The organism is Cupriavidus sp. MPR-AND1C, assembly GCF_058809705.1.
Map to the genome: position 1 here is coordinate 1 of NZ_JBXASU010000080.1, position 25,983 is coordinate 25,983.

At 67.0% G+C, this 25,983-nt stretch carries 23 protein-coding genes and 2 pseudogenes; 10 read left to right on the top strand and 15 right to left on the bottom strand.

The window, feature by feature from the left end; genetic code table 11:
* From AC1RWI_RS29860 to AC1RWI_RS29870, 3 genes and pseudogenes are all read right to left on the bottom strand, one after another.
* Positions 1 to 269: pseudogene (locus AC1RWI_RS29860) on the bottom strand (porin); the annotation flags it as partial.
* Between the two features lie 165 nt (positions 270 to 434).
* A complete protein-coding gene (gene yddG / locus AC1RWI_RS29865; protein WP_043352835.1) occupies positions 435 to 1,385 on the bottom strand; it encodes an aromatic amino acid DMT transporter YddG in 951 nt (316 codons plus the stop codon).
* A gap of 120 nt (positions 1,386 to 1,505) precedes the next feature.
* A pseudogene (locus tag AC1RWI_RS29870) lies at positions 1,506 to 2,870 on the bottom strand (aldehyde dehydrogenase); the annotation flags it as partial.
* A 359-nt stretch (positions 2,871 to 3,229) separates the two neighbouring features.
* Here AC1RWI_RS29870 and AC1RWI_RS29875 point away from each other — a divergent pair.
* The 4 genes from AC1RWI_RS29875 to thpR all read left to right on the top strand — a co-directional run bounded on the left by AC1RWI_RS29875 (position 3,230) and on the right by thpR (position 6,378).
* Positions 3,230 to 3,526: a hypothetical protein gene (locus AC1RWI_RS29875; RefSeq protein WP_492870110.1), complete on the top strand. Its 297-nt coding sequence runs from the start codon at positions 3,230 to 3,232 to the stop codon at positions 3,524 to 3,526.
* Between the two features lie 129 nt (positions 3,527 to 3,655).
* A complete protein-coding gene (locus AC1RWI_RS29880; RefSeq protein WP_492870120.1) occupies positions 3,656 to 5,215 on the top strand; it encodes an AlkA N-terminal domain-containing protein in 1,560 nt (519 codons plus the stop codon).
* Positions 5,212 to 5,745 (top strand): methylated-DNA--[protein]-cysteine S-methyltransferase, encoded by a 534-nt coding sequence (locus tag AC1RWI_RS29885; RefSeq protein ID WP_043352840.1) that lies wholly within the window; start codon positions 5,212 to 5,214, stop codon positions 5,743 to 5,745. The genes AC1RWI_RS29880 and AC1RWI_RS29885 overlap by 4 nt, the downstream gene beginning before the upstream one ends.
* Positions 5,746 to 5,808: 63 nt before the next feature.
* On the top strand, positions 5,809 to 6,378 hold the full coding sequence (gene thpR, locus AC1RWI_RS29890; protein ID WP_492870111.1) for an RNA 2',3'-cyclic phosphodiesterase: 570 nt from the start codon (positions 5,809 to 5,811) through the stop codon (positions 6,376 to 6,378).
* Between the two features lie 31 nt (positions 6,379 to 6,409).
* On the opposite strand, the gene AC1RWI_RS29895 is transcribed toward thpR, so the two are convergent.
* Positions 6,410 to 7,048, bottom strand: coding sequence for a LysE family translocator (locus tag AC1RWI_RS29895; RefSeq protein ID WP_043352842.1), 639 nt, complete (start codon positions 7,046 to 7,048; stop codon positions 6,410 to 6,412).
* Between the two features lie 123 nt (positions 7,049 to 7,171).
* Between AC1RWI_RS29895 and AC1RWI_RS29900 the strand changes: the two genes are divergently transcribed.
* Both AC1RWI_RS29900 and AC1RWI_RS29905 read left to right on the top strand, forming a co-directional pair.
* The gene (locus tag AC1RWI_RS29900; RefSeq protein ID WP_043352845.1) at positions 7,172 to 8,110 is read left to right on the top strand and encodes a LysR substrate-binding domain-containing protein; all 939 of its coding nucleotides are present in this window, start codon (positions 7,172 to 7,174) and stop codon (positions 8,108 to 8,110) included.
* A gap of 226 nt (positions 8,111 to 8,336) precedes the next feature.
* A complete protein-coding gene (locus tag AC1RWI_RS29905) occupies positions 8,337 to 9,086 on the top strand; it encodes a flagellar brake protein (protein WP_043352847.1) in 750 nt (249 codons plus the stop codon).
* Positions 9,087 to 9,109: 23 nt separating this feature from the next.
* On the opposite strand, the gene AC1RWI_RS29910 is transcribed toward AC1RWI_RS29905, so the two are convergent.
* Positions 9,110 to 10,207 carry a diguanylate cyclase gene (locus tag AC1RWI_RS29910; protein ID WP_492870112.1) on the bottom strand — a complete coding sequence of 366 codons (1,098 nt, stop codon included), beginning with the start codon at positions 10,205 to 10,207 and terminating at the stop codon, positions 9,110 to 9,112.
* Positions 10,208 to 10,254: 47 nt separating this feature from the next.
* A complete protein-coding gene (locus AC1RWI_RS29915; protein ID WP_043352851.1) occupies positions 10,255 to 11,103 on the bottom strand; it encodes an IclR family transcriptional regulator domain-containing protein in 849 nt (282 codons plus the stop codon).
* Between the two features lie 430 nt (positions 11,104 to 11,533).
* Here AC1RWI_RS29915 and AC1RWI_RS29920 point away from each other — a divergent pair, with 430 nt between their 5' ends.
* On the top strand, positions 11,534 to 12,055 hold the full coding sequence (locus tag AC1RWI_RS29920; RefSeq protein ID WP_043352852.1) for a hypothetical protein: 522 nt from the start codon (positions 11,534 to 11,536) through the stop codon (positions 12,053 to 12,055).
* 59 nt (positions 12,056 to 12,114) lie between these two features.
* On the opposite strand, the gene AC1RWI_RS29925 is transcribed toward AC1RWI_RS29920, so the two are convergent.
* Both AC1RWI_RS29925 and AC1RWI_RS29930 read right to left on the bottom strand, forming a co-directional pair.
* The gene (locus AC1RWI_RS29925; protein ID WP_043352854.1) at positions 12,115 to 12,465 is read right to left on the bottom strand and encodes a DUF1304 domain-containing protein; all 351 of its coding nucleotides are present in this window, start codon (positions 12,463 to 12,465) and stop codon (positions 12,115 to 12,117) included.
* Between the two features lie 48 nt (positions 12,466 to 12,513).
* The gene (locus AC1RWI_RS29930) at positions 12,514 to 13,062 is read right to left on the bottom strand and encodes a cupin domain-containing protein (protein ID WP_492870113.1); all 549 of its coding nucleotides are present in this window, start codon (positions 13,060 to 13,062) and stop codon (positions 12,514 to 12,516) included.
* 197 nt (positions 13,063 to 13,259) lie between these two features.
* Between AC1RWI_RS29930 and AC1RWI_RS29935 the strand changes: the two genes are divergently transcribed.
* Positions 13,260 to 13,673 carry a copper resistance protein CopQ gene (locus AC1RWI_RS29935; RefSeq protein ID WP_492870114.1) on the top strand — a complete coding sequence of 138 codons (414 nt, stop codon included), beginning with the start codon at positions 13,260 to 13,262 and terminating at the stop codon, positions 13,671 to 13,673.
* A 259-nt stretch (positions 13,674 to 13,932) separates the two neighbouring features.
* Positions 13,933 to 14,922, top strand: a complete 990-nt coding sequence (locus AC1RWI_RS29940; RefSeq protein WP_492870115.1) for a VTT domain-containing protein — start codon at positions 13,933 to 13,935, stop codon at positions 14,920 to 14,922.
* Between the two features lie 11 nt (positions 14,923 to 14,933).
* Here AC1RWI_RS29940 and AC1RWI_RS29945 read toward each other — a convergent pair whose 3' ends face one another.
* From AC1RWI_RS29945 to AC1RWI_RS29970, 6 genes are all read right to left on the bottom strand, one after another.
* Positions 14,934 to 15,632: a hypothetical protein gene (locus tag AC1RWI_RS29945; protein WP_043352858.1), complete on the bottom strand. Its 699-nt coding sequence runs from the start codon at positions 15,630 to 15,632 to the stop codon at positions 14,934 to 14,936.
* 120 nt (positions 15,633 to 15,752) lie between these two features.
* Entirely contained in the window at positions 15,753 to 16,712 is a 960-nt protein-coding gene (locus AC1RWI_RS29950) for a DUF1177 domain-containing protein (RefSeq protein ID WP_043352859.1), read from the bottom strand.
* 328 nt (positions 16,713 to 17,040) lie between these two features.
* A complete protein-coding gene (locus tag AC1RWI_RS29955) occupies positions 17,041 to 18,189 on the bottom strand; it encodes a porin (RefSeq protein ID WP_043352863.1) in 1,149 nt (382 codons plus the stop codon).
* A gap of 136 nt (positions 18,190 to 18,325) precedes the next feature.
* Positions 18,326 to 19,081, bottom strand: a complete 756-nt coding sequence (pepE, locus tag AC1RWI_RS29960; protein WP_043352865.1) for a dipeptidase PepE — start codon at positions 19,079 to 19,081, stop codon at positions 18,326 to 18,328.
* A gap of 34 nt (positions 19,082 to 19,115) precedes the next feature.
* A complete protein-coding gene (locus tag AC1RWI_RS29965; protein WP_492870116.1) occupies positions 19,116 to 20,300 on the bottom strand; it encodes an aminotransferase class V-fold PLP-dependent enzyme in 1,185 nt (394 codons plus the stop codon).
* 45 nt (positions 20,301 to 20,345) lie between these two features.
* Positions 20,346 to 21,935, bottom strand: coding sequence for an OPT/YSL family transporter (locus AC1RWI_RS29970; protein WP_144409915.1), 1,590 nt, complete (start codon positions 21,933 to 21,935; stop codon positions 20,346 to 20,348).
* Positions 21,936 to 22,377: 442 nt separating this feature from the next.
* Between AC1RWI_RS29970 and AC1RWI_RS29975 the strand changes: the two genes are divergently transcribed.
* Positions 22,378 to 25,161: a hypothetical protein gene (locus tag AC1RWI_RS29975; RefSeq protein WP_492870117.1), complete on the top strand. Its 2,784-nt coding sequence runs from the start codon at positions 22,378 to 22,380 to the stop codon at positions 25,159 to 25,161.
* Here AC1RWI_RS29975 and AC1RWI_RS29980 read toward each other — a convergent pair.
* Entirely contained in the window at positions 25,158 to 25,922 is a 765-nt protein-coding gene (locus tag AC1RWI_RS29980; RefSeq protein ID WP_043352872.1) for an IclR family transcriptional regulator, read from the bottom strand. The two genes, AC1RWI_RS29975 and AC1RWI_RS29980, sit on opposite strands and share 4 nt — an antisense overlap.
* Between the last annotated feature and the right edge of the window lie 61 nt (positions 25,923 to 25,983).

Consider the following 25,983-nt stretch of genomic DNA (forward strand, 5'->3'; position numbering starts at 1 on the left):
CCCTGGAACGCCCGCCCGGTATCCACGTCGAACCCGTTCTCAAGCTGGAATATGGTCTTGACCCCGCCGCCGAGATCTTTGGCCCCCTTGAGCCCCCACCGACTACCGTGCGGAAATCCGCTGGCGAGCGCGACCTGGCTGTGGCCGCCAACGTTATTCGTATAGTTAAGCCCCTAGTCGAGCACGCCATACAAAGTCACCGTGCTCTGTGAGACTGCTGGCGCAGCCATGGTGCACAAAACTACTGCGACGAACAATCGCATCTTCATTTTCGTCTCCCGGAACATATTCTTGTCCTGATCGTTTGAGGATGTTTCGATTGCGACGTTGCTCACGCTGATCGTTCGGCGAAGCCAACGGAATCGGGTGACAAGCGGGCGATCTCAGCCGATGGCTGACCGCTTGCGTGGAGTCGAGCGTCAGTCCAGATGAACTCACTGTCCGTGAGCGCGCTCCTGCTCGTGCGAATCGGCACGGTCCGACGGGGAAGAGGCACCTGAACGTCGCCCCCGTGTTGCCAACCAGCACAGGATCGACCCCGCGCACACCATGGATGCGCCTTTCCAGAAGCCGAGCGAAAGTGGGGTGCGCAAAAGCGTGGCCGCCAGGGCCGCAGAAAGCACCGGGATAAAGTACGAAGCGCCGGCGAGGACAGTCACGTTGCCATGCAGGATGCCTACATTCCAGGCCGCATAGCCGAAGCCCATCGCGCAAGCGGCCATCGCAAGGTAGATGATTGCTCCATAACTGAAATCCATCGCACCGCCGCCTGCGGCGAAATATTTGATCCACAGGGCCAAAGCCGTCAGCATGAAGAACAGCGTGATGCCGTTCCTGCCTTCAGCAATCCTGCTGGTGACCGTGCAATAAGCGGCCCAGATCAACGCACCGCAGAACGCGAGCCCATAGCTCAGAGGATTGTCCTTGATGTTCGCCGCCATTCCGGCGAAGTCCAGACCTTGGTCGCCGCCAAGCACCATGCAGATCCCGAGGACGGAAACCAGGAAGCCGGGAACGATCAAAAGGTTCGACTTTTGATTGTTGAATGCAATGGCCGACAGCATCGTAAAGGTCGGCCACAAGTAATTGACCATCCCTACCTCGATGGCCTGCCTGCTGCTGTTGGCATAGCCAATGGACAGAGAAAGGCACAGCTCGTAGGAAACGAACAGGATGCTTCCCCAAACGAGATAGCGCCGGGGAAACGTACTCATTCTGACAAAACCAACCGAGAAGAAGAGCAAAACGGACGCGGCCGTGTAAATCATGGCGGCGCCACCGACGACCCCGAGGCTTTGACTGACACCGCGAATCAGACCGACGATCGAACTCCACAACAGAATGGCGATGAGCCCGATGAGTGTTGCCTTTTTTTTGCTTTGCATAACACCTGCTTGCACTGACATGTCGATCTGAAAGGGAATCCGATTCGTTTTTGGCACACATGCTCAGCCGCAGTCAACCTAATCTTGTCATGGCCGGGCCGAGCATGGTTTGTCTTTCACCTATTTGACCGCTGCGCGATCCGGCACGTCTATCCAGATGGTCTTGATTTCGGTGTACTGGTCGTGTGCCCAGATCGACTTGTCGCGCCCACCGAAGCCCGACTCCTTGTAGCCACCGAAGGGGGTGGTAACGTCACCCTCCCCAAAGCAATTGACCGTAACGACACCTGCGCGGATTTCTCGCGATAGCCGGATGGCGTTGTTCAGATTGCTCGTATAGACGGACGCCGCCAACCCGTAGACGGAATCGTTCGCCAACGCGATGGCCTCTTCCGTGCTGGTGAACGTCGTGACCGACAGGATCGGACCAAATATCTCCTCCTTGAACAACCGGCTGTGCTGGCCCACGCCATCGACCACAGTCGGCTCGACAAAGGTCTCTCCTTCAGTACCCCCACCAAAGGCCACACGCAGATTTTCGGCATTGGCCAGTTCGATATAGGACTGAACCTTCCGGAAATGCGATTCGCTGACTAGCGAGCCGATGCGGTGTTCCGGGTCAAGCGGGTCGCCCATCTTCCATTCACGCAGGTGAACGCCGATATGTGCCAGCAGATTATCCTTGACCTCGGCATGGACGATCAGGCGCGACGATGCCGAGCAATTCTCCCCCATGTTCCAGAAGGCACCATTGACGACGTGCTGCGCCACGACATCGATATCTTCGACGTCGTTCATCACAACCGCAGGGTTTTTCCCGCCGCATTCCAGCACGATGCGTTTCAGGTTTGAGTCCGCAGCGTACCTGAGAAACAGCCGGCCAGTGTCCGTCGAACCGGTGAAGCTCACCATGGACACATCCATATGCTTGCCCAGCGGTTCGCCAACATCCTTGCCGCCTCCGGGTAGCATGTTGAATACGCCGGCAGGCACCCCCGCTTCGTGGGCCAGTTCGGCCACGCGCAATGCGGTCAGCGTGGTCTCCTTGGCGGGTTTGACGATGATCGAACAGCCGACAGCCAGCGAGGGGCCGATCTTCCACGCAAGCATCAGCAACGGGAAGTTCCACGGCAGGACGAGCCCGACCACCCCAATGGGCTCGCGGACCACCAGAGACAGGGCATTCGATCCTACTGGTGCCGTGCTGCCGTAGATCTTGTCGATCAGTTCGGCCTGCCAGCGAATCGTATGGATCGTCTCCGGCACGTCAGTGGCCTGACATTCCCGCATTGGCTTGCCACTGTCGAGGCTTTCCATGACCGCCAGCTCATGCACGTGCTGCTCGAGCAGATCGGCGAAGCGCAGCAATGTAGCCTTGCGCTGCGCCGGCGAGCGGCGATGCCAGCGTCCATCCTCGAATGCGGCCTTGGCCTTCGCCACCGCGATGTCCACATCAAGAGCATCGCAAGCGGTGATCTCGGGCAGCTACAGCGGTGGCAGCAGCGTGAAGGCGAGCGATCCGAGCCTCGGGCCGGTGCAGCCGGCGCACGTTGCGGCTGACGGCGGGCAGGATCGATCAGGTACTTGTAGCCGTTGGCTAGCGTAGCGGGTGTGACTTTTTGTTGCGGCTGGGTTCGGCTGCATGGCCCCACGATATACTCCGCTCGTTGCTGCAACCACAGCGGCCGGGTTTGACAGCCCGACGACAAAAAACGCTGTCAAACACGCTCGCAAAGGAGGCACTCCCATGCCCCAGTCTTCGCTCGCCCATTCCGGGCAAATCGCATCCCCCAAGCTCCCCGTCATCCACCAGCGCCTGCGCGCCTCCCAACGGAGGGCGCTCGATGTATAACTACCCGCGCTACAACATCACTGCCCAACGCACGGGCCGCGATACCTTCCTGACCGTGCATGCGCCATCGGAAAGTCCGCTAAGCCTCGCCGCCGAAAAAACCGCGCAGCTCAATGCGTTGTTGTCAGTCGCAGTCGAGAACGCGGCGGGTGGCACCTTCTGCAACCTCGGTGAGGAGACCCAGGCCCATCTGCTTTCGCTGGTGGCCGTGCTTGCGCACGAGACGCTGGTGTTGAGCGAGCTGGCCGCCGCGATGGATGCGCCGGGGGGCGAGGGCGGCGATGGATGATGCGAGCGCGCTGCCGTGCTGCCGCTGTGCAGGTGGTCTTCGTGTCGCAGTGGCAGGCCAATGCACGCCGCAGAGCCAAATGTCCGAATCCAGCTAGTCCTGCTCTCGCAACGGAGTAGCATGCTGGCTATGAAACTCGATCCGGATACCTGCTACAAGGCCGTGGCTTCGCACGATCGCCGCTTCGACGGGCGCTTCTTCGTGGGCGTGTCGTCCACCGGCGTCTACTGCCGGCCGATCTGCGCGGTGCGCACGCCCAAGCGCGAGAACTGCACGTTCTACGACAGCGCTGCCGCGGCCGAGAAGCAAGGCTTCCGGCCCTGCCTGCGCTGCCGGCCCGAGCTGGCGCCGGGACACGGGCTGGCCGACCTGTCGGGGCGCCTGGCCCAGGCCGCGGCCACGCTGATCGACGAGGGCTTCATGGTGGATGCCGGCGTGGCCGGGCTGGCCGCGCGCATCGGTATTACCGAGCGCCACCTGCGCCGGCTGTTCGATGCGCAGTTCGGCGTCTCGGTGCTGGAGTATGCGCAGACGCAGAGGCTGCTGCTGGCCAAGCGTTTGCTGACCGATACGGGGCTGACCGTGACCGACGTGGCGCATGCCGCTGGCTTTGGCAGCGTGCGGCGCTTCAACGATGTGCTCAAGACGCGCTACGGGCTGACGCCCATGGCCATGCGCAAGCGCGCCGCCGATAACGTGGCCGACGAGCTGGTGTTCGAGCTGGGCTACCGCCCGCCGATGGCGTGGGCCGCGTTCCTGCAGTTCCTGGGCGTGCGCGCGGTGGATGGCGTCGAGCAGCTTGGCGATGGCACCTACGCGCGCACGCTGGCGATCGACAGCGGCGGCCGCACGCATGTGGGCTGGCTGCGGTTGGAGCACGTCGCGCGCCGTCATGTGATCAGGGTGACGTTGTCCGGTTCGCTGGCGCACGTGATTCCGCAGGCGCTGGGCCGCGTGCGGCGGTTGTGCGACCTGGGCTGCCGGCCCGATGTGGTCGATCAGCATCTGGGCCCGCTGGCTGCCGAAGCGCCCGGCATGCGCTTGCCGGGCGCGGTGGATGGCTTCGAGATCGCCGTGCGCGCGGTGGTGGGCCAGGTGATCTCGGTGAAGCACGCGCGCACGCTGCTGGCGCGGCTGGCCGAGCGCCACGGTTTGCCGCTGGCGCAGCCCATGCCGGCGCTGCGCGTGACGTTTCCCGGCGCGGCTACGCTGGCTGGCGTGCCGCCCGAGGTCTTGCGTGAGATCGGCATCCCGCTGGGCAAGGGCCGGGCCATTCATGCCATCGCGGCCCGCGTGGCGGCGGGCGCGCTCAAGCTGGAGCCTGACGCCGCGCCGGAGGACACCATGGCGCGCCTGCGCGAGGTGGAAGGCGTGGGCGACTGGACCGCGCAATACGTGGCCATGCGCGCGCTCGGCTGGCCGGATGCCTTTCCTGGCACCGACTATGTCTTGCGCAAGGTGCTCGGCATCGCTACCGTGCGAGGCATGAACCAGCATGTCGCGCAGTGGGCGCCGTGGCGCGCCTACGCCGCCGTCCACCTGTGGCGGCGCTACGAGGAACACAAGCCGGATAAGCCGGATAAGCCGGACAAGTCGGACAAGTCGGACAAGTCGGACAAGTCGGACAAGTCGGTACGAGGCGACAAGACAAGGGACACAACCAGCGACACAACAAGGAACACACCATGATTGCCTACCGCATCGTCGCCAGCCCGTTGGGCGAAGTGCTGCTGCGCGTCGACGGCGCGCGCTTGAGCGGGCTGTTCTTCTCCGGGCAGAAGTACTACCCGGCGGCGGCCACGCCTGACACCAACTTGCCCGCCGCCGCGAAGCCCGTCTTCGAGCAGGCCGCCGATGAACTGGCCGACTATTTCGCCGAGCGCCTGCAGGTCTTCACGGTCCCCATGGTGCTGGGCGGCAGCCCGTTCCAGCACGCGGTCTGGCAGGCACTGTGCGAGATCCCGTTCGGCGAGACCACGTCATATGGCGAACTGGGCGCCGGGCTGGGCCTTGCCCCCACCCATGCGCGCGCGATCGGAGGGGCGGTGGGGCGCAACCCTTTGTCGGTGATCGTGCCTTGCCATCGCGTGCTGGGCGCCAGCGGCGACCTCACTGGCTATGCCGGTGGCACCGAGCGCAAGCGCGCGCTGCTCCGGCTCGAAGGCACGGCCGCGGCCATGGCACTGCCCATCCTGCGTCAGTCGGCGTTGGCATGTTGAGCCAGCGGCATCGCGCCGCTGCGCTTGACCACCCGCGCCAGGCCGTCACGGGAGGTGGGACCGATGGCACGTTTGTTCGTGGCGATTGAGGTACCGCCAGCGCTGGCGGTGGCGTTGCTGGCTCGCGTGCCGCGCGTGACGGGCATCCGGGCGGCGGCACCGCATCAGGTCCATCTCACGCTGCACTTCCTTGGCGAGCAGGACGACGCCACGGCGGCGTGCATCGAGCGGGCGCTTGGGGCCGTGCGCGGCGCGGCCTTTGCGCTCACGGTGAAAGAGGCTGGCTATTTTCGCGGGCGGCGGGCGAGTGTGCTGTGGGCGGGCGTGGCGCCCCATGCGGCGCTGGACAGCCTGCATGCGCAGATGGCGCAGGCGCTTGCCGGATGCGAGGGCGCGACGTTACCGGATGGAAGCGCGCAGCAGCATGCGCGCTTCCATCCTCACATCACGCTGGCGCGCTGCGGGCCTGCCGTGGCGGATACCGCGCTGCAGGCATGGCGCGACGCGCAGGCCGGGCTGGTGTGCGAGCCGTTCCCCGTGGAGCGCTTCATCCTGTATCAAAGCCACCTGCGCGCGGGCGGCGCGCAGCATGTATGCCGGCGTGCGTATGCGCTGGACCCGGCGGCAGGCTGATGCCGCCGGCAAGGGCCGGCAAGGGCCGGCGTTATGCCAGGTTGCCCAGGCCAAGCGCCACCCCAAGCGCCAGCAACACCGAGCCAATCACCCGATCCAGCCAGCGCTGGCGCCGCAGCATGGCGGCGCGCAACGCGGGCGTGGAAAAGCAGCACGCAATCAGGCCAAACCAGGCCAGGTGCGCCAGCGACATGAACAGGCCATAGCCGAACTGCACGGCCAGCGGCGTTTGCGCATTCACCACCTGCGTATAGGTGCTGACCACGAACAAGGTGGTCTTGGGATTGAGCGCATTGGTGAGAAAGCCCATCTTGAGCGCGCCGGGCGCTGTCAGCGCAGGGGTGCCCGCATCCGCGCCGAGCGGCGGCGCATTCGGGTCCGGCGCGCGCTTGCGCAAGGTCTGGATGCCGATCCAGATCAGGTAGGCGGCGCCGAGCAGTTTCACCACCGTCAACAGGTTGTGCGCGTGCTCCATCAACAACGCCACGCCAAACATCGTGTAGAAAACGTGCACCTGTACGCCAAGGGCGATGCCGAGCGCGCACAGCAGCCCGGCCTTGCGGCCATGCACGAAGCTGTTGCGCATCACCATGGCGAAGTCGGGGCCCGGGCTGATCACGGCCAGCACGGTGATGGTGGCGACGGCCAGCAGTTCGGTGAGAGGGTGCATTTGTATGAAGATCCTTGACCGGAAAGAAATCGGGTTTCAGGCATTCTCTGCGCTGATATGTGGCGCCACAACCGATTTATACTTGTGCAAATCCGTGAGAAAAACTGACACATCAAGGCAAGCATGCACTGGCTGGGCGGAATCCGTTTCTTCGAAGCCGCGGCGCGGCACCAGAGTTTCATGCGGGCTGCGGACGAACTGCACCTGACCCACGGCGCGGTCAGCCGCCAGATTCGCCAACTGGAGGAGGCGCTCGGCGTGACGCTGTTCGAGCGCCGCAACCGGGCCGTGTTCCTGACCGAGGCGGGGCATATCCTGCATGCTGCCGCCACGCAGTCGCTCGACGTGCTGGGCGCGGCCGCGCAGCGCATCCGCGCGCATGGGCAGCCCAGGGCGCTGGTCTTGTCGTGCGAGCCCACCATCGCCATGCGCTGGCTGATTCCCCGCCTGCCGCGCTTTACAGAGTCGCATCCGGAGGTGACGCTGCACCTGATGGCCGCTGGCGGTCCGGTGGACTTTGCGCGCAGCGGCGTGGACCTGGCGCTGCGCCGCAACGATTTTCATGTGGGGCCGGAACTGCATGCCCATGAAGTTGCCGAGGAATGGGTGGGCGTGGTCTGCCGCGCCGGGGCCAGCGCCGGGGCATCGTCGCACCGGCTGCATACGCGCTCGCGCCCGGATGCCTGGCAGCGCTGGGCCAAGGCCGCTGGCGGCGCGCAGCGCTTTGGCGCGGACGCCTGGTACGAGCATTTCTACCTGACCATCCAGGCCGCCGCGGCCGGGCTTGGCTGCGCGATCGCGTCGCGCCTGATGGTGGCCGACGAACTTGCCGATGGCCGCATCGCCGCGCCGCGGGGCTTCGTGCGCGACGGATCTTGCTATCAGTTGCTCTCGCCAGTGGCGTTCGAGCACGATGCGCGGCGTCGCGCGGTCAGGGACTGGCTGTGCCAGGAGGCGCAAGCATCGCTCGGCGCGGATCCGGCGCAGGTGGCCGCATCGCCACATCCTGTGCGCGGGGCCAAGGGCGCGGCAAAACGCGGTGGGCGCAAAGACGGCAAATGAGGCGCGAACCCGCCCCGGCGGGCTACCCCACGGAAGTCTGGCTCAAGTTTTGCCACACTTCGCCGTTGTTCAAACAAGAGCTTGCGCAGCAGCAGGCGTCGCGCTTAACATGCGGCGCTAGCCGCTCGCCCCCGCTTGCATCCGGGTGCGTGCGGCAGCCCGAATTCCCCCGTCGCAAGCCAGTCTGGCGCGACGCAGGCCTCTCTCAGACGTTTGCGTGATTTTCATGAGTCTCCAAGATTCCCCGGAGCAATCCGAGCTTGACGCCGGCGCGTTGCCAGACGACCGCTATCGCCTTACCCATTCCTCGCAGATTGGCACCGTGCTGCGCGACCTCGCCTGGCAGAAGTGCATCCTGAACGTGCGCGCGCGTACTGCCCACGAGATGGTCACGTCCGTGCTGCATGTGGATCCGGCCAGCCGCACCTTTGTCTTCGACTGGTGCTCCACCGAGCCCGAGCGGCAGGCGCTGCTGGCCTCCAACGAGAATGCCTTCTCGGCGTCGCTGCGCGGGGTGCCCGTGAACTTCATGATCGGCACGCCCGAGATCACCCAGTACAAGGGTGGCCCGGCATTTTCCGCGCCGTTCCCGGAGAAGCTCTATCACTTCCAGCGCCGCCGTCATTTCCGCGCGCGCACGCTGGTTACCAAGGGCTATGTCTGCACCATCAAGATGAGCGACGGCACCGCGCTCAAGCTCGATATTGCAGATCTCTCGCTCTCGGGCGTCGGGTTGCGCTCCAAGACCGTGGACGCCACGCAGTTGCCGGTGGGCACCACCATCTCCGGCGTGCATCTGGATTTTGGTGCGCTGGGCAAGCTGGACCTGAGCGTGCAAGTGGTGGGCCACTGGCTGGCCGGGCGCGATGACAGCGCCATTCACCATTTCGGCTGTGCGTTCTCCAACCTTGACGGCCGCATGGAGAATTTCCTGCAGCGGCTGGTGTTTGCGCTGGAGCTTGCCAGCCGCGGCTAAGCGCATCTGGCCGCCGTTTTCGCTCAACCCGCGCTGATGCGAATCCGGTTGCGGTCGGCGCGCTTGGCTTCATAGAGCGCGCGGTCCGTGTGCGCCAGCCATTCGTGGTGGCCCGCCATGCCGGCGTCGAAGGCGGCCACGCCAAGGCTGGCGGTGTGGCCACGCAGCGCGGCAATGCCCGCGCCGGCAGCTGTGCCCGGCTGCAGCGAGCGCGACAGACGCTCGGCCATTTCCACCGCCTGCGTCAGGCTCGCGCCACTGAGCAGCACGCCAAACTCCTCGCCGCCGTATCGCCCCACCAGGCATTGCCGCGTTTCACCGCGGGCCGCCGTGCCGTGCTGCGCGGCGTGCTGCATTACCAGCGCGGCAAAGGCCTTGAGCGCTTCGTCGCCAGCCAGGTGGCCATGGGTGTCGTTGAGCTGCTTGAAATGGTCGATGTCGAGCAGCACCAGGCTGGCGGTGCTGCGCCTCCCGGTCTTGCAGGCCTGGAATTCCGCGGCCAGCATGGCTTCCCAATAGCCCCGGTTGAGCACGCCGGTGAGGCCGTCCAGGCGGCTGTTGGCCTCGATCTGCTTGCCGTGCGCGGCCAGGCGGCGGGAGATGCTGTAGGTGGTGCGCCCCAGCGCCAGCGGGTAGAGCACCAGCATCGGCAGGCTGGCGACGATGGTGGTGAGGTTGGCCTGCGGATGCCAGGCCGCGCCGAAGGCCACGATACCTGCCAGCGCCCCCGCCAGGTGCCACCCCAGGCCATGCAGCAGCAGGCGCGTGCCGCCCGCCGCTACATTGTTCATGCTCATCATCGCCAGGATCAGCACGCTTGGCAGCAGGTTGAATTTCATGGCCGCGGCCCAGACGCCGCCGAGCACGGCATCGATCATCATGTTCTGGATTTCCGCACGGAACGGCACCTCGCTGCGCCTTGAGCGCCAGGCAGCGACGTGCGGCCAGGCAAAGCCGTGCAGGAAGACCAGCGCCAGCAGCCAGCGCGGCACGCCCGCTTCCAGCATGGCCGCCGCCACCGCAAAGAACCCGATCGCCAGCCCGATGGCGCGCATGGCGTAGACCCGCCGGACAAAACGCATGCCCTTGCCTGCCAGCGGGTTAAGGGTGCTTTGCGCCATGCGTGTGCGGTTCCTTGTCGGTTTTGGTTTCAGGCGGCTCAGGCAGTTCAGGCGGCGATCAGCTTGCCGATCGCCACTGCCGCTTCGCGCATCGGCGGCAGCAGGCGCGAGATCATCTCTGCTTCCGATACCTGCGCCGCGCGCACGCTGACACTGATGCCCGCCATGACGCTGCCCGAGATGCCGCGCACCGGCACCGCGATGGCGCGCAGGCCGGGTTCCAGCTCTTCGTCGATCAGCACATAGTCCAGTTCGCGCGCATGCGCAAAGCTGGCCTCCAGCTCGGCCCTCGAGATCTTGGTCTGCAGCGTGCGCGGGCGCAGGTCGACGTGATCGAAGAAGTCTTCCAGCGCCGGCTCGGCCAGGTGGGCCAGCAGCATGCGGCCGATCGATGTGCAGTACGCCGGCAGCCGGCTGCCCATGCCGAGCGAATAAGTGAGCACCCGCTGCACCTCCGAGCGCACCAGGTAAAGGATGTCGGTATCGTCCAGGATGGCCAGTGCCGAGGTCTGCTGGATGCGCGTGCTCAGCGCGTCGAGGATCGGCTGGGCCAGCGACACCAGCGACGTCGACGAGAAATAGGCATGGCCCAGGTGCAGCACGCGCGGGCGCAGCGCGAACTGGCCGCCTTGCTGGCTGACGTAGCCAAGCTGCTCCAGCGTGTACAGGCAGCGCCGCACCGAGGCACGCGAGAGCTGGGTGCGCTGCGCCACCTGGGAAATGGTGAGCGGGCGCTTACGCTCGGAGAAGGCTTCGAGCACGCTCAGGCCGCGCGCTAGCGACAGCATGAAATTCGGGTCGCCGGCAAAACTGTTGAGAAGGTCGGCCTGGGGGCGGGCGACGCGGACAGTGGCGGCCGTTGCCTGGCCAGGGCTGCTGGGAATGGGGGCGTCCATGTGGGCGAGTGCGCGCGGGTTGTTCGATAATCGCGCATCTTAAACCGGCTGGGCTCCTCGGGCCAGCGCTTTTGTTGCGACCGATCCCCATTTTGGTGCGGGGATCGGGTTGGCCGGCTAAAAAAACGTCGCCGTCTCAAGGGAACGGCGACTGGAAGGGTGTGTCATCAAGACGGGGGTCCCGGCGACACGTCCAGCATAGGACGCGGCCGTTAGACATTAAATACAACTTCCGAGGGGATTCATGTCTCGCCATCTCTCAGCCGCCGGGCGCGCGTGGCGCCTGGCGGCCCCCGCCGCCCCCTGCCGTGACGGGGCGGGTAAAATCGCGCCCTTGATGCCGCCGTCCCGGTCCGTCCCCGCCAAGCATTGCGTGGCGGGCCCGGCCAGCGCCCGCAGCCCACCGCGCAGCCCCGAATTGAAGCCAGCCATGACCCATCAGCCCGAACTCTCCCCCGAAGCCGACGACCCGGACGCCGCCGGGGACAACGCAGAAAAGATCCAGGAGCCGCGCCTGTGGCGCGCCGACGGCTGGACCGCCCGCGTGATCAAGAACGAGGACGATGACGGCTGGGCCGTTGCCATGATCAAGGACGGCGAGCCCGAGCCCGCCCTGGTTGGCCCATGGACCATGGGCCGCGACAAGAAGAACCCCAAGCCGCTGGACACCAACGCCTTCTCGACGCTGGTCAAGACCGCCTCCGAAGTGCTGCGCCGGCACGAGCAGCAACTGCATGCCATGCTGCACAAGAGCGTGATCGTCGACACGGATACGGCGCGCATCAGCGTGACGCTCGACATCGTGCCCGACGAAGACAATCCCTTCGCGGTGCTGCGCGCCACCGACGAGCTCGGCGACGAACTGGCCCAGGTGCGCGTGTCGCCGGGCTTCAAGCTGAGCAAGGCCAGCGCCGCGGACTGGATCGAGAACGCCTACCGCAAGCCGCGCTGAGCGGCCAGGAGAACGCTCGCACAGCGCGGTTGAACAGCGCCGAGGCCGAGCTTGCCGCCTCAGGCCAGCAGCACCAGTGCGATGGCGATCGCCGCCGGCAGGCCCTGCACCCACAGGATCTTGCGGCTGGCCGTGCAGGCGCCGAAGATGCCGGCCACCAGCACGCAGCACAGGAAGAACAACTGCACCGGCACCGCGGCGGTGGCCAGGCCCCACAGCAGGCCGGCCGCGAGAAAGCCGTTGTACAGCCCCTGGTTGGCCGCCAGCGCCTTGGTGGCGACGGCGAATTCCTGCGTTAGCCCGAAGGCCCGCATGCCCTTGGGCTTATCCCACAGGAACATCTCCAGCACCATGATGTAGACGTGTTCCAGCGCTACCAGCGCGACAGCTGCAAGGGACAACCATGTCATGACGGAAGTCTCGGCAAGGGAAAGTAGGGGAGGGGGCGTTTTGCTGCGCTAGCGTTTCGGCGCAGGGGCAAGCCGCGCGATCAGCGCGGCATGGCGCGGGTGCGATGCCAGCAGGCTGCCGGCATCGGCCAGCTCGAACTCGCTGAACTCAAAGCCCGGCGCCACGGTGCAGCCCACCAGCGAGAAGCCATCCGGATCGCTGCGCTCGGCGGCGAACCAGCAGCCAGCCCTGACCACGGCCTGGAACACCGCGTCGTCATCGGCGAGCGCGTTGCCCAGCCGGTGCGTGGTGAGGCTCCCGTCTTGGTCCAGCACATGCACGTTGAGCGGGCAGCCCGCGTAGAAGTGCCACACCTCGTCGGAGCGGATGCGGTGCCAGGCGGAGTAGGCGTTGTCGCACAGCAGGTAGTAGATCGCCGTGGAGGCGGCATGTGTGGCGGGATTGCCGGCCCCCTCACTCGACTGACGCAACACACGCGCGGCGTCGCGATGGGTCTCGCGGTAGTAGCCGCCTTCCGGATGCGGCTGCAGGCCGAAGCGCTGGATCAGTTGGTCTTTGTCTTTGTCTTTGTGTTGCGAGTCAGGTCGGGCAGGCATGCGTGGCGCTCCGGGATCGGTAGCCGCCATCATGCCCGCTTGCCGGCGCCGTAAGCAACCAGCGTCCTTGTGCATCCACGCCGCGCTGCGCAGCGTATCTGGTTTAACCGCGCGATTCACGTGTGGCCGGACCAGCGCAAGGCGCTGCTCCCCTGCAAGCCAGCCGCGATCCGCCGATCGCCCAGAAGGAGATTGCCATGACCCGCCATTTCTTCAAGTCCTTGATGACTTCGGCCGCACTTGCCGGCATTGCCGCCACGGCGGTTCCGGCGCAAGCCGCTGGCCCCAGGGATAGTGCCGTGTCCGGGGATCGCTACGGCTACGTCTTCCATGCGTCGCGTTTCGATGTCTATAGCGATGGCGCGCGCCTGGACCCGGCTGCCGCTGCGGCGACGGGCGCGGATGCCAGCCGCCGGAGCAAGCCGGATCCGTTCTCGGACGGCGCGCGCAAGCTGGCTGGCATGGACCGCGGCGGCGTTTCCGCGGATCCGTCGCGCACGGTTGATCCGTTCTCGGACGGCGCGCAAAAGCTGGCCGGCATGGACCGCAGCGGCCCTTCCGCAGATCCCGCGCGCAAGTTCGACACCTATCAGGACGGCGCGCATGCCTGACCATCGGTGCAATAACCGGGGCAACAACCGGGGCAACAACCGGGGCAACAACCGGGGCAACAACCGGGGCAACAACCGGAGCGCTGGCCCGCGGCCTCGCAGGCGCCTCGTTCAGGGTTTTTGAAGTTTGCATGCAAGTCAACGCACTGCACCGCGCCACCTTGGTGGCACACTACTGCCTATGCCCGTTGGCGCGAGCATCCTCGCTTGCGCCGATTACCTTGCGGGGGCGAAAACGGCCATAGTGCGGGAGATCGGTGTGGGTGAATTGCAGTCCTTGCTGGAGAGCCACGGCGTGATGCTCGTGTTTCTCAATGTGCTGGCCGAGCAGGCCGGGCTGCCGGTGCCGGCCGTTCCGATGCTGTTCGTTGCCGGCGCGCTCGGCATGCGCGAGGGCGGCCCGGCGCTGGGTGCCGTGCTGGCGGCCGTTATCCTGGCCTGCCTGATTGCCGATACGGCCTGGTACTTCGCCGGCAAGCGGCTCGGGCAACCCATGCTGCGCACCATCTGCCGCGTTTCCATCTCGCCCGACAGCTGCATCCGCCAGACCCAGTCGCTGTATTTGCGCGTGGGTCCGCGCTCGCTGGTGTTCGCCAAGCTGCTGCCGGGCGCCGGCGCACTGTCCACCGCCATGGCTGGCATGACCGCCACGCCGTTCGCGGTGTTCCTGTTCTACGACGCCATCGGGGCGCTGGTGTGGGCCGGCGGCGCGTTGCTGGTTGGCGTGGTGTTCACCGATTTTGTCGAAGTCATCCTGAACGCCTTCAGCATCTATGGCCCGGTGGCCGTCATGGTGGTGCTGGGCGCCTTCGCCGCCTTCGTCGCGTGGAAGTTCTGGCGGCGCGTGCGCCTGTTGCGCCGCACCCGGCGTGTGCCCCGCATGTCGGTGGAGGAGCTCGAAGCGCGCCGGCTAGGCGATCGCTTCCCGCTGGTGCTCGACGTGCGCAGCGACGCGGTGGAGCGGATCCCCGGCGCGACGATCATCGACCTGAATGCGCCGCTGGAATTACTCTCCGAGCATCCGACCAGCATCGACATCGTGGTCTACTGCGCCTGCCCGCATGAGGTATCGGCAGCGGTGCTGGCGGAACGCCTGAAGGCGGCCGGCTACGCCAATACCTGGGCGCTGGCCGGCGGCTTCGACGAATGGAAGCGCCTGCATGGCGAGGCATCGCAGGCCACTGCCACCGAGGGCGATGCCGCGGCGGCGCTTGCGTCACACGCGGGCGGTCCCGGCGCGCTGCGCTAGCGCGGCGCGGGTCAGCAGCCGACCCAGTAGGCGTAGCCCACCAGCCGGTCGCCGAGGAAGTACAGGCGGTACTGGTCGCCGTCGCCGTCCAGCGTGTAGAGCGTGGTGTAGGCGAGCTGCTCGAGCGGGTCGCCCTCGTCGCGGTCGGACGGGCTGCGTACCTTGCCCGGTGCCTCAGCCAGTTTCCAGCGCGGGTTCTTGCGCAGGGCCGTGTTGAGCTGCGTCAGCGTGGAGGCAGCGGTAACCTCCTGGTTTTCCAGCTTGAGCGTCAGCCCGGCCGGGATGCCGTGCAGCGCGCGGATTACGGCGTCGCCGCTGCGGCCCACTTCGATCAGCGCATCGGGGTAGTGGTAGTCCATCAGGTGCTCTTCGTCGAGCGCCGTGCCGCATTCATCCTGGTTGGGCGTGATGTCCGGCGGCTTGCCCCACGCCGCCTGCACGTCCGCCATGCTGGTCAGCCCGCGCAGGGCGACCAGCGGGCGCGCCAGCGGCGCGGGCGCATAACCGGGCTCGTCGTCCGGCTGGGCAGCGTCGTCGGCGCGCGCTGCCTGCGCATCCGATGAGGCGGCGGCGGATGGGGATGTGGCGGAGGTGGCCGGAGCCGGTTCATTGCGTTCGCATCCAGGCAGCGCGGCTAACGCGGCGCAGGCGGCGAGGGCGGACAGGCAGCGGGACAGCGCGGGGCCGTCGGTGTCGTTCAGGCGGAGCATGTTGCAAGAATAGCCGCTAAGGCGGCGACTGCGTCAGGAGCGCAACCATACACCGAAGCGCGCCCGCTGAGAATGCCCGCGTGTGGCTTGCCGCACGTCCGGGCGCCGCCGCGCCTGGTTTCAGTGCGCAGCGCCGGCGCGCTGGAAACCTGTCATGTCGGGATAGATCGCGCGGATCTTGCCCCATTCCACCACGTTGAAGAACTGGCACTTGCCAGCGCCGAAGCGCTTGGCTACTTCCACGCAGAAGCGCACTGCTTCGGCAATGTCGATCTCGTGGTTGGCGCTGGTGGCGCTGCCCGAGACCACCGACTGCGCCGTCAGCGCCACGCCTACCACCGGGGCGGCGGTGGCCACATGCGGCTGCATGATGCTGTTGAAGTGGTACAGGCCGTTGTGATAGGGCGTGATGTCCTGCTGCGAGATCGGGAAGGTCACTGCCGGGCAACCGGTGGTGGACTCCATCGTTGCGACCAGGTCCGGGCTCACGCGCAGGATGTAGCCCTGCATGGCGGTGGGGGAGATCGCAAAGCCGCGCTGCTTGATGATGCTGTTGCCCTTGGAGGCATCGAGCGACAGGATCGCATCCATTTCCGGCAGCACCTGGTACGCGTTCATGGTGTCGGACGACACCGGCATGCCCATGAAGGGCACCGGATCGTGCGGCTGCATCGACACGTTGGTGGACAAGTGCGTGGTCACGATGACGTCGCCGGCCAGGTGGTCGCCCTTGTGCTTCATCTGCGCCAGCTTGAGCGCCACGGCCAGGCTGCCGATCGGGCCGTCCGCGTCGGACACCAGGCCTACCAGTTCCGGGCGCGCGCCGATGGCGCCATTGCGGCCGATCACGCCTAGCGTGGGGGCTTTGCCGCCGCCGCGCTTGCCTTGGGTGCCGGGGATGACGATGGTGAGGAAGTCGGTGGTGTTTGTGGTGGGTTCCGGCGGGGCGTTGTTGATGGTGACGACGTCTACCGTTACGCCGGCGGCGGTGTAGGCACCGAACAGGTCGCGGACGACTGCGCCGTTGGCGTTGGGGCTGTCCAGGGCTTCGTGGATGACTAGGGTTTGTTGCAGGGTCATGGGGGGCTTCTTGAATGGGTTGGGTTGAGGGCCTGAGGTCAAAGGCTTAGCGTCAAAGGCCTAGATTCAAAGGCTTAGAGTCAAAGGCAGTTTCACCACCCCTGCGGGGCGGCGACCTACTTTCTTGTGTTGCCAAGAAAGTAGGCAAAGAAGGCGCCCCATACGGCCTTGGCACACCTTGACGGCTCGCTTCGCATCGCACTTGGGTGATTCCCGCCCCTCGGGCGGGAATCACGGCTACACCGAATCGTTCGCTACGTCCGCTGGGGGAGAGGGCGGGCGCCGGATATGCCGCCGTCATGCCAATCCGCGTTGGCTTGCCGTACCTTCAAAACAAATGGCGCATGCCCAGCATCACGGTGGTCTGGTTGTTGCGGCCGTCCAGTTTCTTGCCGCTGTCGCCGGTCCAGTTGGTCGTTGCGTTGCCGAACAGGCCGGACCAGTCGCCATGTACCCAGTCATACGCCAGCGCCAGGTAGAGGTCGGTGCGCTTGCTCAAGGCGTAGTCCGCCACGCCGTAGGCTGTGGTGCGGTTGCCGCTGAAGGCGTCGGCGCGGGTGCGGTCGTGCATCACGCTGGCGGTCAGCGTGACGGCGGGGGTGACCGTGTAGTTGGCCCCCACGGTGAAGAAGTCGTCGCGCCGGCTGCCGCCGAACACCGAGTTGAACGCGGCGCGGTTGGTGGCGGTGGCGGCGGTCGACATGCTGGTGATGGTGGCGGTATCGGTGCCGCCCTTGGACGAGTCAAAGCCGGCGTCGCGGTCGCTGTGGATATAGTTGGCGAACAGGCTCGCGCGGCCCACCGAGGCCTTCAGCCCGGCCAGGTAGATGCGCGCGGCGCGGCTCATGCTGTCGCGGGTTTGCTGGAAGTCGCCCACGGCCACGAGCGGGCCTGAGGCGTACTTCATGCCCAGCGAGACCGACGACATCGCGGAGCCCTTGCCGGCGGTCTCGCCCAGCGCGTACTCGGCAATCAGCGCCAACGGGCCGTAGTTGCCGGTGTAGCTGATCGCGTTGTCGTAGCGCTGGCCGGTCAGGAAGACCATCCACGCATTGGACGGCGCGGCGCCCACGCCGAGCGGGTCCACGTAGTACAGCATGGTGTTGGCCGTGGTGTACTGCCGGCCCAGCGCCACTTCGCCGTAGCGCTTGCTGCCGATCTTCACATAGGCCTGGCGCCCGAACAGCTGGCCCTGCTGGTCGAGCTTGCCGGTGTCCGCCAGCAGGCCGTTTTCCAGCACGAAGCCCGCTGACAGATCGCCGCCCAGGTCTTCGCTGCCCCTCAGGCCGAAGCGGCTGCCGGACAGAAAGCCCTCGCCACCCTGTTGCAGGCTAGCCAGCGCGCTGCCGTTGGGGTCCGAATGGGTCTGGTAGGTGAGCGCGGTGTCGATCACGCCGTACAGCGTGACGCCGCTTTGCGCCATTGCGGCGGCGGGCAGGCTCAATGCGAGCGCGCCAAGCCAGTGCTTGTTGGTCATGGTTTTTCTCCTCCAAGGGCAATAGGGGGCCCGCGCAGGGGTCTTTCGCCCTGCGTCGGGGTGTGGCGTGGGTGGTGCGGCGCCGCGCGGCGCCCGGGGGGCGCCGGGATTCAGGTCCCGGATTCGAGCCCGGAAATCAGGCCCGGAAGTCTTGCCAGCCGTCCATGCCGGCCGGCCCGGTGATACGCGACAAGGGGAAGGTCTCGCCCTCGCGCAGTGTCTCTACCTGTCCCTCGGCCGTGAAGTGCAGCGCGTGGCGCTCGCCCAGCACCGTGCCGTTGCTGCCGTCGGAGAACAGCGCGGAGCCCTCCGGCAGCGCGAAGACCTGCTCCGGCGCGTTGATGTGCAGGAACTCCGCCAGGCGCTCTTCGCGGCTTTCGCCGTTGTGGCCGGCGGGCTTGCCGCCGATGAAGTGCGGGTTGATCTGGAACGGCACCAGGCGCAGCGCGCGCAGCGAGGGCGGCTGCACGATGGGCATGTCGTTGGTGGTGCGGATGGTCGGGCAGGCCACGTTGCTGCCAGCGCTCCAGCCCACGTACGGCGTGCCGGCCTGCACCTTGGCGCGGATCGCGTCGACGAGATCGGCGTCGTACAGGCGCTTGAGCAGCGCGAACGTGTTGCCGCCGCCCACCGCGATGGCTTCGGCCTCGTCCACCGCGCGGCGCGGGTCGGCGCTGTGGTGGATGGACGCCAGCGCGTAGCCCAGGCGCTCGAACACCGGCTTGACCATGCCTTCGTAGGTATCGAAGCTGAAGGTCACGCCGGCGAAGGGGATGAACAGGACTTTGCGTGGCTCGTGCCTGAGCAGGGCATGGATCTGCGCGTCAGCGTGTTCGAGGTAGCCGAGGTTGTCCTTGCGGGAGCTGCTCATCAGCAAGATGCGTTGGTTCATGTCGGGTTCCGGTAGTTCAGTCGTGATGTCAGGCTCAGGCCACGGCGGCGGCGATCAGTTCGGCCACGCGGTCGATTTCCTCATGGGTATTGAAGTAATGCAGCGAGACGCGTGCCATGGTGGACACGCCGTAGCGCGCCAGGATGGCATCGGCCATGAAGTTGCCGGCTTCGATGATGCACTGCTGCTGCTCCAGCGCGGCTACGATCTTGGCCGGGTCCACGCCGCGCACATTGAAGGGCACGATGCCGATGCGCTCGGCGGCATTGGATGGGCCGTAGAGTTCGAAGCCAGCGACGGCGCAGAGTTTTTCCACGGCGTAGGCGGTGAGATTGCGCACGCGCGCTTCGATGGCGTCGATGCCGATGCGTTCGGCATAGCCGATGGCGGTGCCCAGGCCGAGGATGGCCGGCACGATCGGGCAGCCGGCTTCAAACCGGCGCGCGCCCGGCACCAGCGACAGCGCGCCGGTGGCGCGGTCATAGCTGCCGTTCCACCAGCCCACCAGCGCGGGCTCGATGGTCTCGATCAACGCGCGGCGCACGTAGAGAAACCCCGATCCTTCGGTGGCGCGCAGCGCCTTGCGCCCGCAACCGGCCAGGAAATCGCAATCCAGCGCCTGCACGTCGGAGCGCAGCATGCCCACGCTTTGCGCGGCATTGACCAGCGACAGCACGCCGTGCGCGCGCGCCACCGCGCAAATGGCGGCGGCCGGCTGCACCGCGCCGGTGGAATTGGGCAGGTGCGAGAACGTCAGCAGGCGCGTGCGCGGGGTGACGGCGGCGGTGAAGCTGTCGGGGCTCAGCAGGCCTTGTGCATCGGCCGCCACCATCTTCACCACGATGCCGTGGGTTTGCTCCAGGCGCTTCCACGGCAGCAGGTTGCTGAGCATTTCCGTGTCGGCCACCAGCACTTCGTCGCCCGCTTGCCAGGCGACGCCGCGCGCCACGATGGAGATACTCTCGGTGGCATTCTTGGTGAAGGCGATCTCGTCGGCGGCCGCGCCCAGCAGGCCGGCGAGTTGTGCGCGCGCGGCTTCCACGCGGGCATAGGTGGCCTTGCGGAAGGCCGGCAGGTAGATGCCAACGTGGCCGGTATCGAGCAGGTACGCGCGTACGGCGTCGAGCACGGCGTTCGGCGGCAGCGAGGCCGCCGCGGTATCGAGATAGATGGTGGAGGCCGTCAGCGGGGTGTCGGCGCGGATTGCTTGGATATCCATGGAACGTCTCGGGGTGATGCGGGAAAGAAGGGGCTTCGGCAAGGCTTACTTGCGCAGCTTGGTGACCGAGCCGAAGAAGCTGAACAGCGCGTCGCCCGCGATCACGCCACCGGCGAAAGCGCTCATCTCCGCGATATCGCGCTCGCCACGCAGGCGCAGCAGCACGAAGCGGATCAGCAGCCCTGCGAGTACGGCCCAGCCGGCCAGCGGCGAGGCGATCAGCATGCCGGTGGACAGCAGGATGCCAAGCTGGCGCCTGGAGCCGCCCAGCAACTGCAACAGCGCGCCCGGAATGGCCCAGATCACCAGGTTGCGCGCAATCTCGGCGGACGAGCCGGCCTTGATCGACGCGGCATAGACGCGGTCCACCGGCGGCAGCAGGCCCTGCGAGAAGAAGGTGCCGTGGAACACCAGCACCACCACGGCCGCCACGGCAAAGCCGATCATCGCGGCGAAGAACTGTTGCTTGCGCCCGGCCAGCTCCGCCTCCATGTCGCGGCCTTCGCCGCGCAGCAGGTAGCCGGTCTTGAGGTCGTAGCCCATGTCGGCAAAGGCCGGGCCGGTGGCGGCGGAGAAGCCCACCAGCACCGCCAGCGCCGTCGGCGGGAAACCGATCAGGATGCCGATGGTCAGCGTGATCAGCGCCACCGCGAAGGCCGGGAACCAGCCCGAATGCATGGCCGCGATGCCCACGATCAGCTCGTGCACATAGGCGGCAAACGCGGCGTAGAGCACGAATGCCACCAGCATGCCCAGCGACATATCCGAGACATGGCCGGCCAGCACCGAGATCAGCAGTGCGATGGCCAGGTAGACCAGGAAGCCGCCCGAGAGAATGCGGCTGGCGCGCGCGGCCGGGACTTCGATGGTGCGCGCGTCGGCGGCCGGGGCGTTGCGCGACTTGTGGATCTCGCGTGCCACCTGGAACAGCGCCACCAGCCCGGCGCCGATCATCAGGCCGTGCGGGATATAGGCCTTGGCAATGTCGATGCCGAGCAGCGGCACCGAATAGCCGCGCGTCAGCAGCCCCAGGCCAAACATGGTCAGCGCGGCCAGGTTGCCGAGGAACGCGGCACCAAAGGCCGACATCGGGATGCCCAGCCAGGCCCCGCCCACGCCCACCGCGATGCCCAGGCCGAGAAAGGCTGCCTTGCGCCCGCCGCGGTCGCCAGCCCAGATCGCCTCGGCGGTGGCGATGCCGGCCGGCCAGGTGCCGGTCGCCGGGAAGATCTTGCTGCCGAACAGGAAGTACAGCATGGCGCCGTCGACAAACATGGCGATCACCGCGCCGATCAGCATCGGCGTGGCCAGCTCCGGCATGCCCATGGCGTAGGGCACGCCGAGCGGGATCATCAGGGAATTGGCCGCGCCGAAGGTGGCCGAGGAAATCGCCGTCTGCACCAGGTTCTGGCGCTCCAGCACGCGAAATCGCCGCGTGATCTCCAGCGGAATGCGCGAGAACACGATGGCGATCAGCGCGCCGATGATCGACGTGTTGGCCGAGATGCCGAGCGAGACGATCAGCTGCATGCCGATCATCGCGCCGAAGACCGACAGCCCCACCGATACCAGCAGCAGGAAGGGCTCGGTGATGCGCGCGCGCGTGGCGGGCTTGGCCGCCAGGGGTGGGTTCATTGCTGCCGGGGTTTCCATGGGTCTACCTTTCATCATCTGTCCTGCCAGTGTTCTCCGCATGTTTTTTTAGCGGATGAAGCCGGCGACCTCCTCGATTGGCCCCTTGGCCCGGCGCATCGCGTCCAGCAGGCGGGGAACGGCCTGTATGTCCAGTCTTTGCAGTGGCCCGACGATGCCCAGCGATCCCACTACCGTGCGCCTGTCGCGCGACCAAAGCCGCAGCGCCAGCCCGGCATGCGATCTTTGCGTTTTGCTGTTTTGTCTCCATTTGAGAGACAGTGTCTCTGTTATTGTGGAATGCTAGGCCGCGCTGTGGGCCCGAACAATCCGGGTAAACACCGAACGCCGCTGCGCAACGGCGCACGCGTGCGCGCTTTGCCACGCCATGACGCCGCCTATACTTGGGCGGGAATGTGCGAATGTGCAAAGGAAAGGGCCCCGCATGCCGGTTCAAGAGCAGCCTTCGGATGACGAACTGGCCCGCATCGCGCGCCGGCGCCGGCAGCTCGGGATTGCCCGGCGCGCGCGCGATGGCGACAGCAACTGGGCGCTGGCGCTCTCGGGCGGCGGGATCCGCAGCGCGACGTTCTGCCTGGGCGTGATGCAGGCACTGGCCAAGGCGCCTACGCCACCGGTGGCCGGTCCGGCCGCTGCGGACGCCATCCAGGAAGGCGACGGACCGGACGCCATCGTCCCCGCCCCCGAGCCAGCCACCACCGCCTTGCTCGGCCAGTTCGATTACCTGTCCACCGTCAGCGGCGGCGGCTACATCGGCGCTTTCTTCTGCAGCCTGTTTGTGCCGGGCCGGTTGAAGCCGGACACCACGCCGCCGGAGGCTGCGGCACTTGCTTACCGCACGTTGCAGCATGAGCCGCCGGGGCGCATCCGCTCGTCGGCGTCCTACGCCCCAGACCCGGGGCGCGCCGCAGTGGCGTGGCTGCGCGAGAACGGGCGTTACCTGACGCCGACCGGGGCCGGCGATTCGCTCTACGCGGCCTCGCTGGTGGTGCGCAACTGGTTCGCCATGCAGTACGTGATCGGCAGCGCGCTGCTGTTGCTGCTGGCGGTGCTGGCGCTGCTGCGCCATCTCGCCATCGGCACCTGGCTCGACCTGGGCCGGCACGAGATGGACCTGCTGCACGACGCTCGCCAGGTGTTCAACGAGGGCGGCCTGGCGATCTGGTGGAGCGAGCTGCTGTGGCTGCCGCTGGCGGCGCTCCTGCTGTTTGCCGTGCCGCCGGGCGTGGCGTACTGGCTGGTCTATCCGCGCGGCGGCGATGGCAATGCGGCCTTGCGCTTTGACAGTCTCGCCACGCGCCTGGCCGCACTGGCCGGCGTGGCGATGCTGGTGATGGCTGCGGCACTGCACCACCTCGGCCCAGGGCTGGTGCTGTCGTGCCTGCTGCTGGCGATGGCGGTGCTGGCGCTGTCAGGCGTGGCTTGCTGCTTCGTGTTGTGCCGGGTGCCGCCGGCGACAGTGCAGGACTACCGGGTGCGGGCCACGCGCCTGCTGAGCCAGGCCATCGGCGTTGCGCTGTGGCTCGCGGCGCTGGGCGTGGCGGACACCGTGGCGCGCACCTTCTATCTCTACACGCAGGCCTCCCATCAGCCCTGGCGCACGCTCGGGCTGGCGGGGATGCTGGGTGCGCTGGTCTGGCTGATCCGCTATGGCGCGGCGCTGGTCGATGGCAAGGCCGGCACGCGGCGCGCGCGTCTGCCTGTGTCGCTGCTGGCCGGCGCTGCCGCCGCCGTGGTGGCGCTGCTGGTCTTCGTGCTGTGGTCGTGGCTGGTGCTGTGGGTGCGGTGGAACGGCGGCGAGCCGCTCGACTGGTTCACCTTCGGCAATGCCTACACCACGCCAGTGCTGTGCACGCTGAGCGTGCTGGCGCTCGGGCTGACCATGATTGCCGGGCGTTTCGCCGGTTTCCTGAACCTGTCGACGCTGCAGCCGTTTTACTCGGCCCGCCTGACCCGCGCCTACCTCGGCGGCTCCAACGGCAAGCGCTTCATGCCCGGCAGCGGCGCGGCGCCCGCTCAGCAGCATGCCAGCAGGCGCGCCAGGTTCAGCGTGGCCGAGCCCGCGCACGGCGACGCGCTCAGCCTGAACACCTACTACGATCCCGCCATGCTGGCGCCGCTGCACCTGATCAATGTCACGCTCAACCTCACCGTGGATCCCGCCGAGCAACTGGTGCAGCGCGATCGCAAGGGCAAGCCGCTATGCGTGGCGCCAGGCCCCTTCGTGCTGCCGGCGACGGGCTCTCGCGCCGTGCCCGAGGATTCCTTCGTACGCTTCACCGTGGACGGGCAGCGCTATTTTCCGCAGACGCACAAGGCGGGCGGCAGCGAGCTCTCGCAATCGCGCACGCTGGGCGACTGGATCGCGACCTCGGGCGCGGTGGTCTCCACCGGGCTGGGCCGCTCCACCACGCTGGGCACATCGCTGCTGCTAGGGTTGGCCAACCTGCGCCTGGGCACCTGGTGGCCGTCGTACCCGCTGGATGCCGGCAGCGCGCCGCGCGCCGGCGGCGCCGAGCGCAGCCGCGTGCAGGCGGACCGCGCCGGGACGCCCTGGCTGGGCGGGTTGATCACGCTGTTTCGCACGCAGTACTACCTGGCCTGCGAGCTGAGCGCGCGCTTTCACGGTACGCGGCGCGGCTGGCAATACCTGTCGGACGGCGGGCATTTCGAGAACACCGCCGTGTATGAGCTGCTGCGGCCCGAGCGCGGGGTGGGGCTGGTCGTACTGTGCGATTGCGGGGCGGATCCGGACTACCAGTTCGGCGACCTGGCCAACCTGATCCGGCTCGCTCGCATCGACATGGGGCTGGAGATCGTGGTCGATGCCGCGGCCGCCGGCGATGCCGTGCTGGGCGGCGTGTTCGGCACGCAGGAAGATTTTCTGCCGGCGGCCCGGCAAGGCCAGGCGGCGGCCAACAAGTGCGCGCTGCTGCTGAACGTGTTTCGGGCGGATGAGCCCGCCGCCACGCGCCGTCCCGTATCGCGCATCGTGCTGCTCAAGCCCTGCCCGATTGCCTCGGCGCCGGTTGATGTGCAGCAGTACGGCGCCGGCCATCCGGCCTTTCCGCAGGAACCCACGATCGAGCAGTTCTTCAATGAAGCGCAGTGGGAGAGCTACCGCGAGCTGGGGTTCTCCATCGGCCAGCTTGTGTTCGGTGGTGGCGCCGGCGGCGATGCGGTGGCGCGCGCCTTGTGGGCGCGTTAGCGCCCGAAACCCACCACCTCTTCCAGCCGGCGGCTGGCTTCGCGCAGGGCTTCCAGCAGGCGCGGGACCGACTCCTCATTCAGGCGTTGCTGCGGGCCCGCAATGGCCAGTGAGCCAACCACCTCGGTCTGGTCGCGCGACCACAGCGGCAGGGCCAGCCCCGCCACGCTGGCGGCGGCCTCGCCGCGCGTGTGGGCCCAGCCCTGCTCGCGGATCTCGGCAAGCTGCGGCTCGATGACGGCGGGATCGGGCGCGGCCAGCGCAGGCTGGTCCTGGGCGCGCTGCCTGGCGTTTTCCAGCACACGGGCCCGGAAAGCGTCGTCCTGGAAGGCCAGGATGGCCTTGGCGTGCGCGCCCGCGTGCAGCGCAAAGCGCTGTCCAAGTTCAATCGAGAAGCGCAGCTGATGCTGGCTCTGGACCATGCCGACGCAAAGCCCTTCATGGCCGTCCAGCCACGACAGGAAGACAGTCTCGCCGCTTTGCGCGGCCAGCTTTTCCAGCACGGGCTGCACCACCTCTGCGGGCGAGAACGTCTTGCGCACCACCTGGCCCAGCTCGAACAGCCGCAGCCCCAGCGAATACTTGCCGCTGGCCGCGTCCTGCACCAGGAAACCGTTGGCGGCAAAGGTGGCCAGCACGCGGTGCACCACCGCGTGATGCACGCCGCTGTGCTTGGCCAGCTCGCGCACGCCCCAGGTGGGCTGGCGCACCGTGAAGTAGGTCAGCAAGGCCAGCGCGCCGTCCAGAGTCTTGAGAGTCATACCGTTATCCTGCCTTGATCCTGCTTTGCATGGGCAGCATGGTACGGATAAGCGGCGCGCG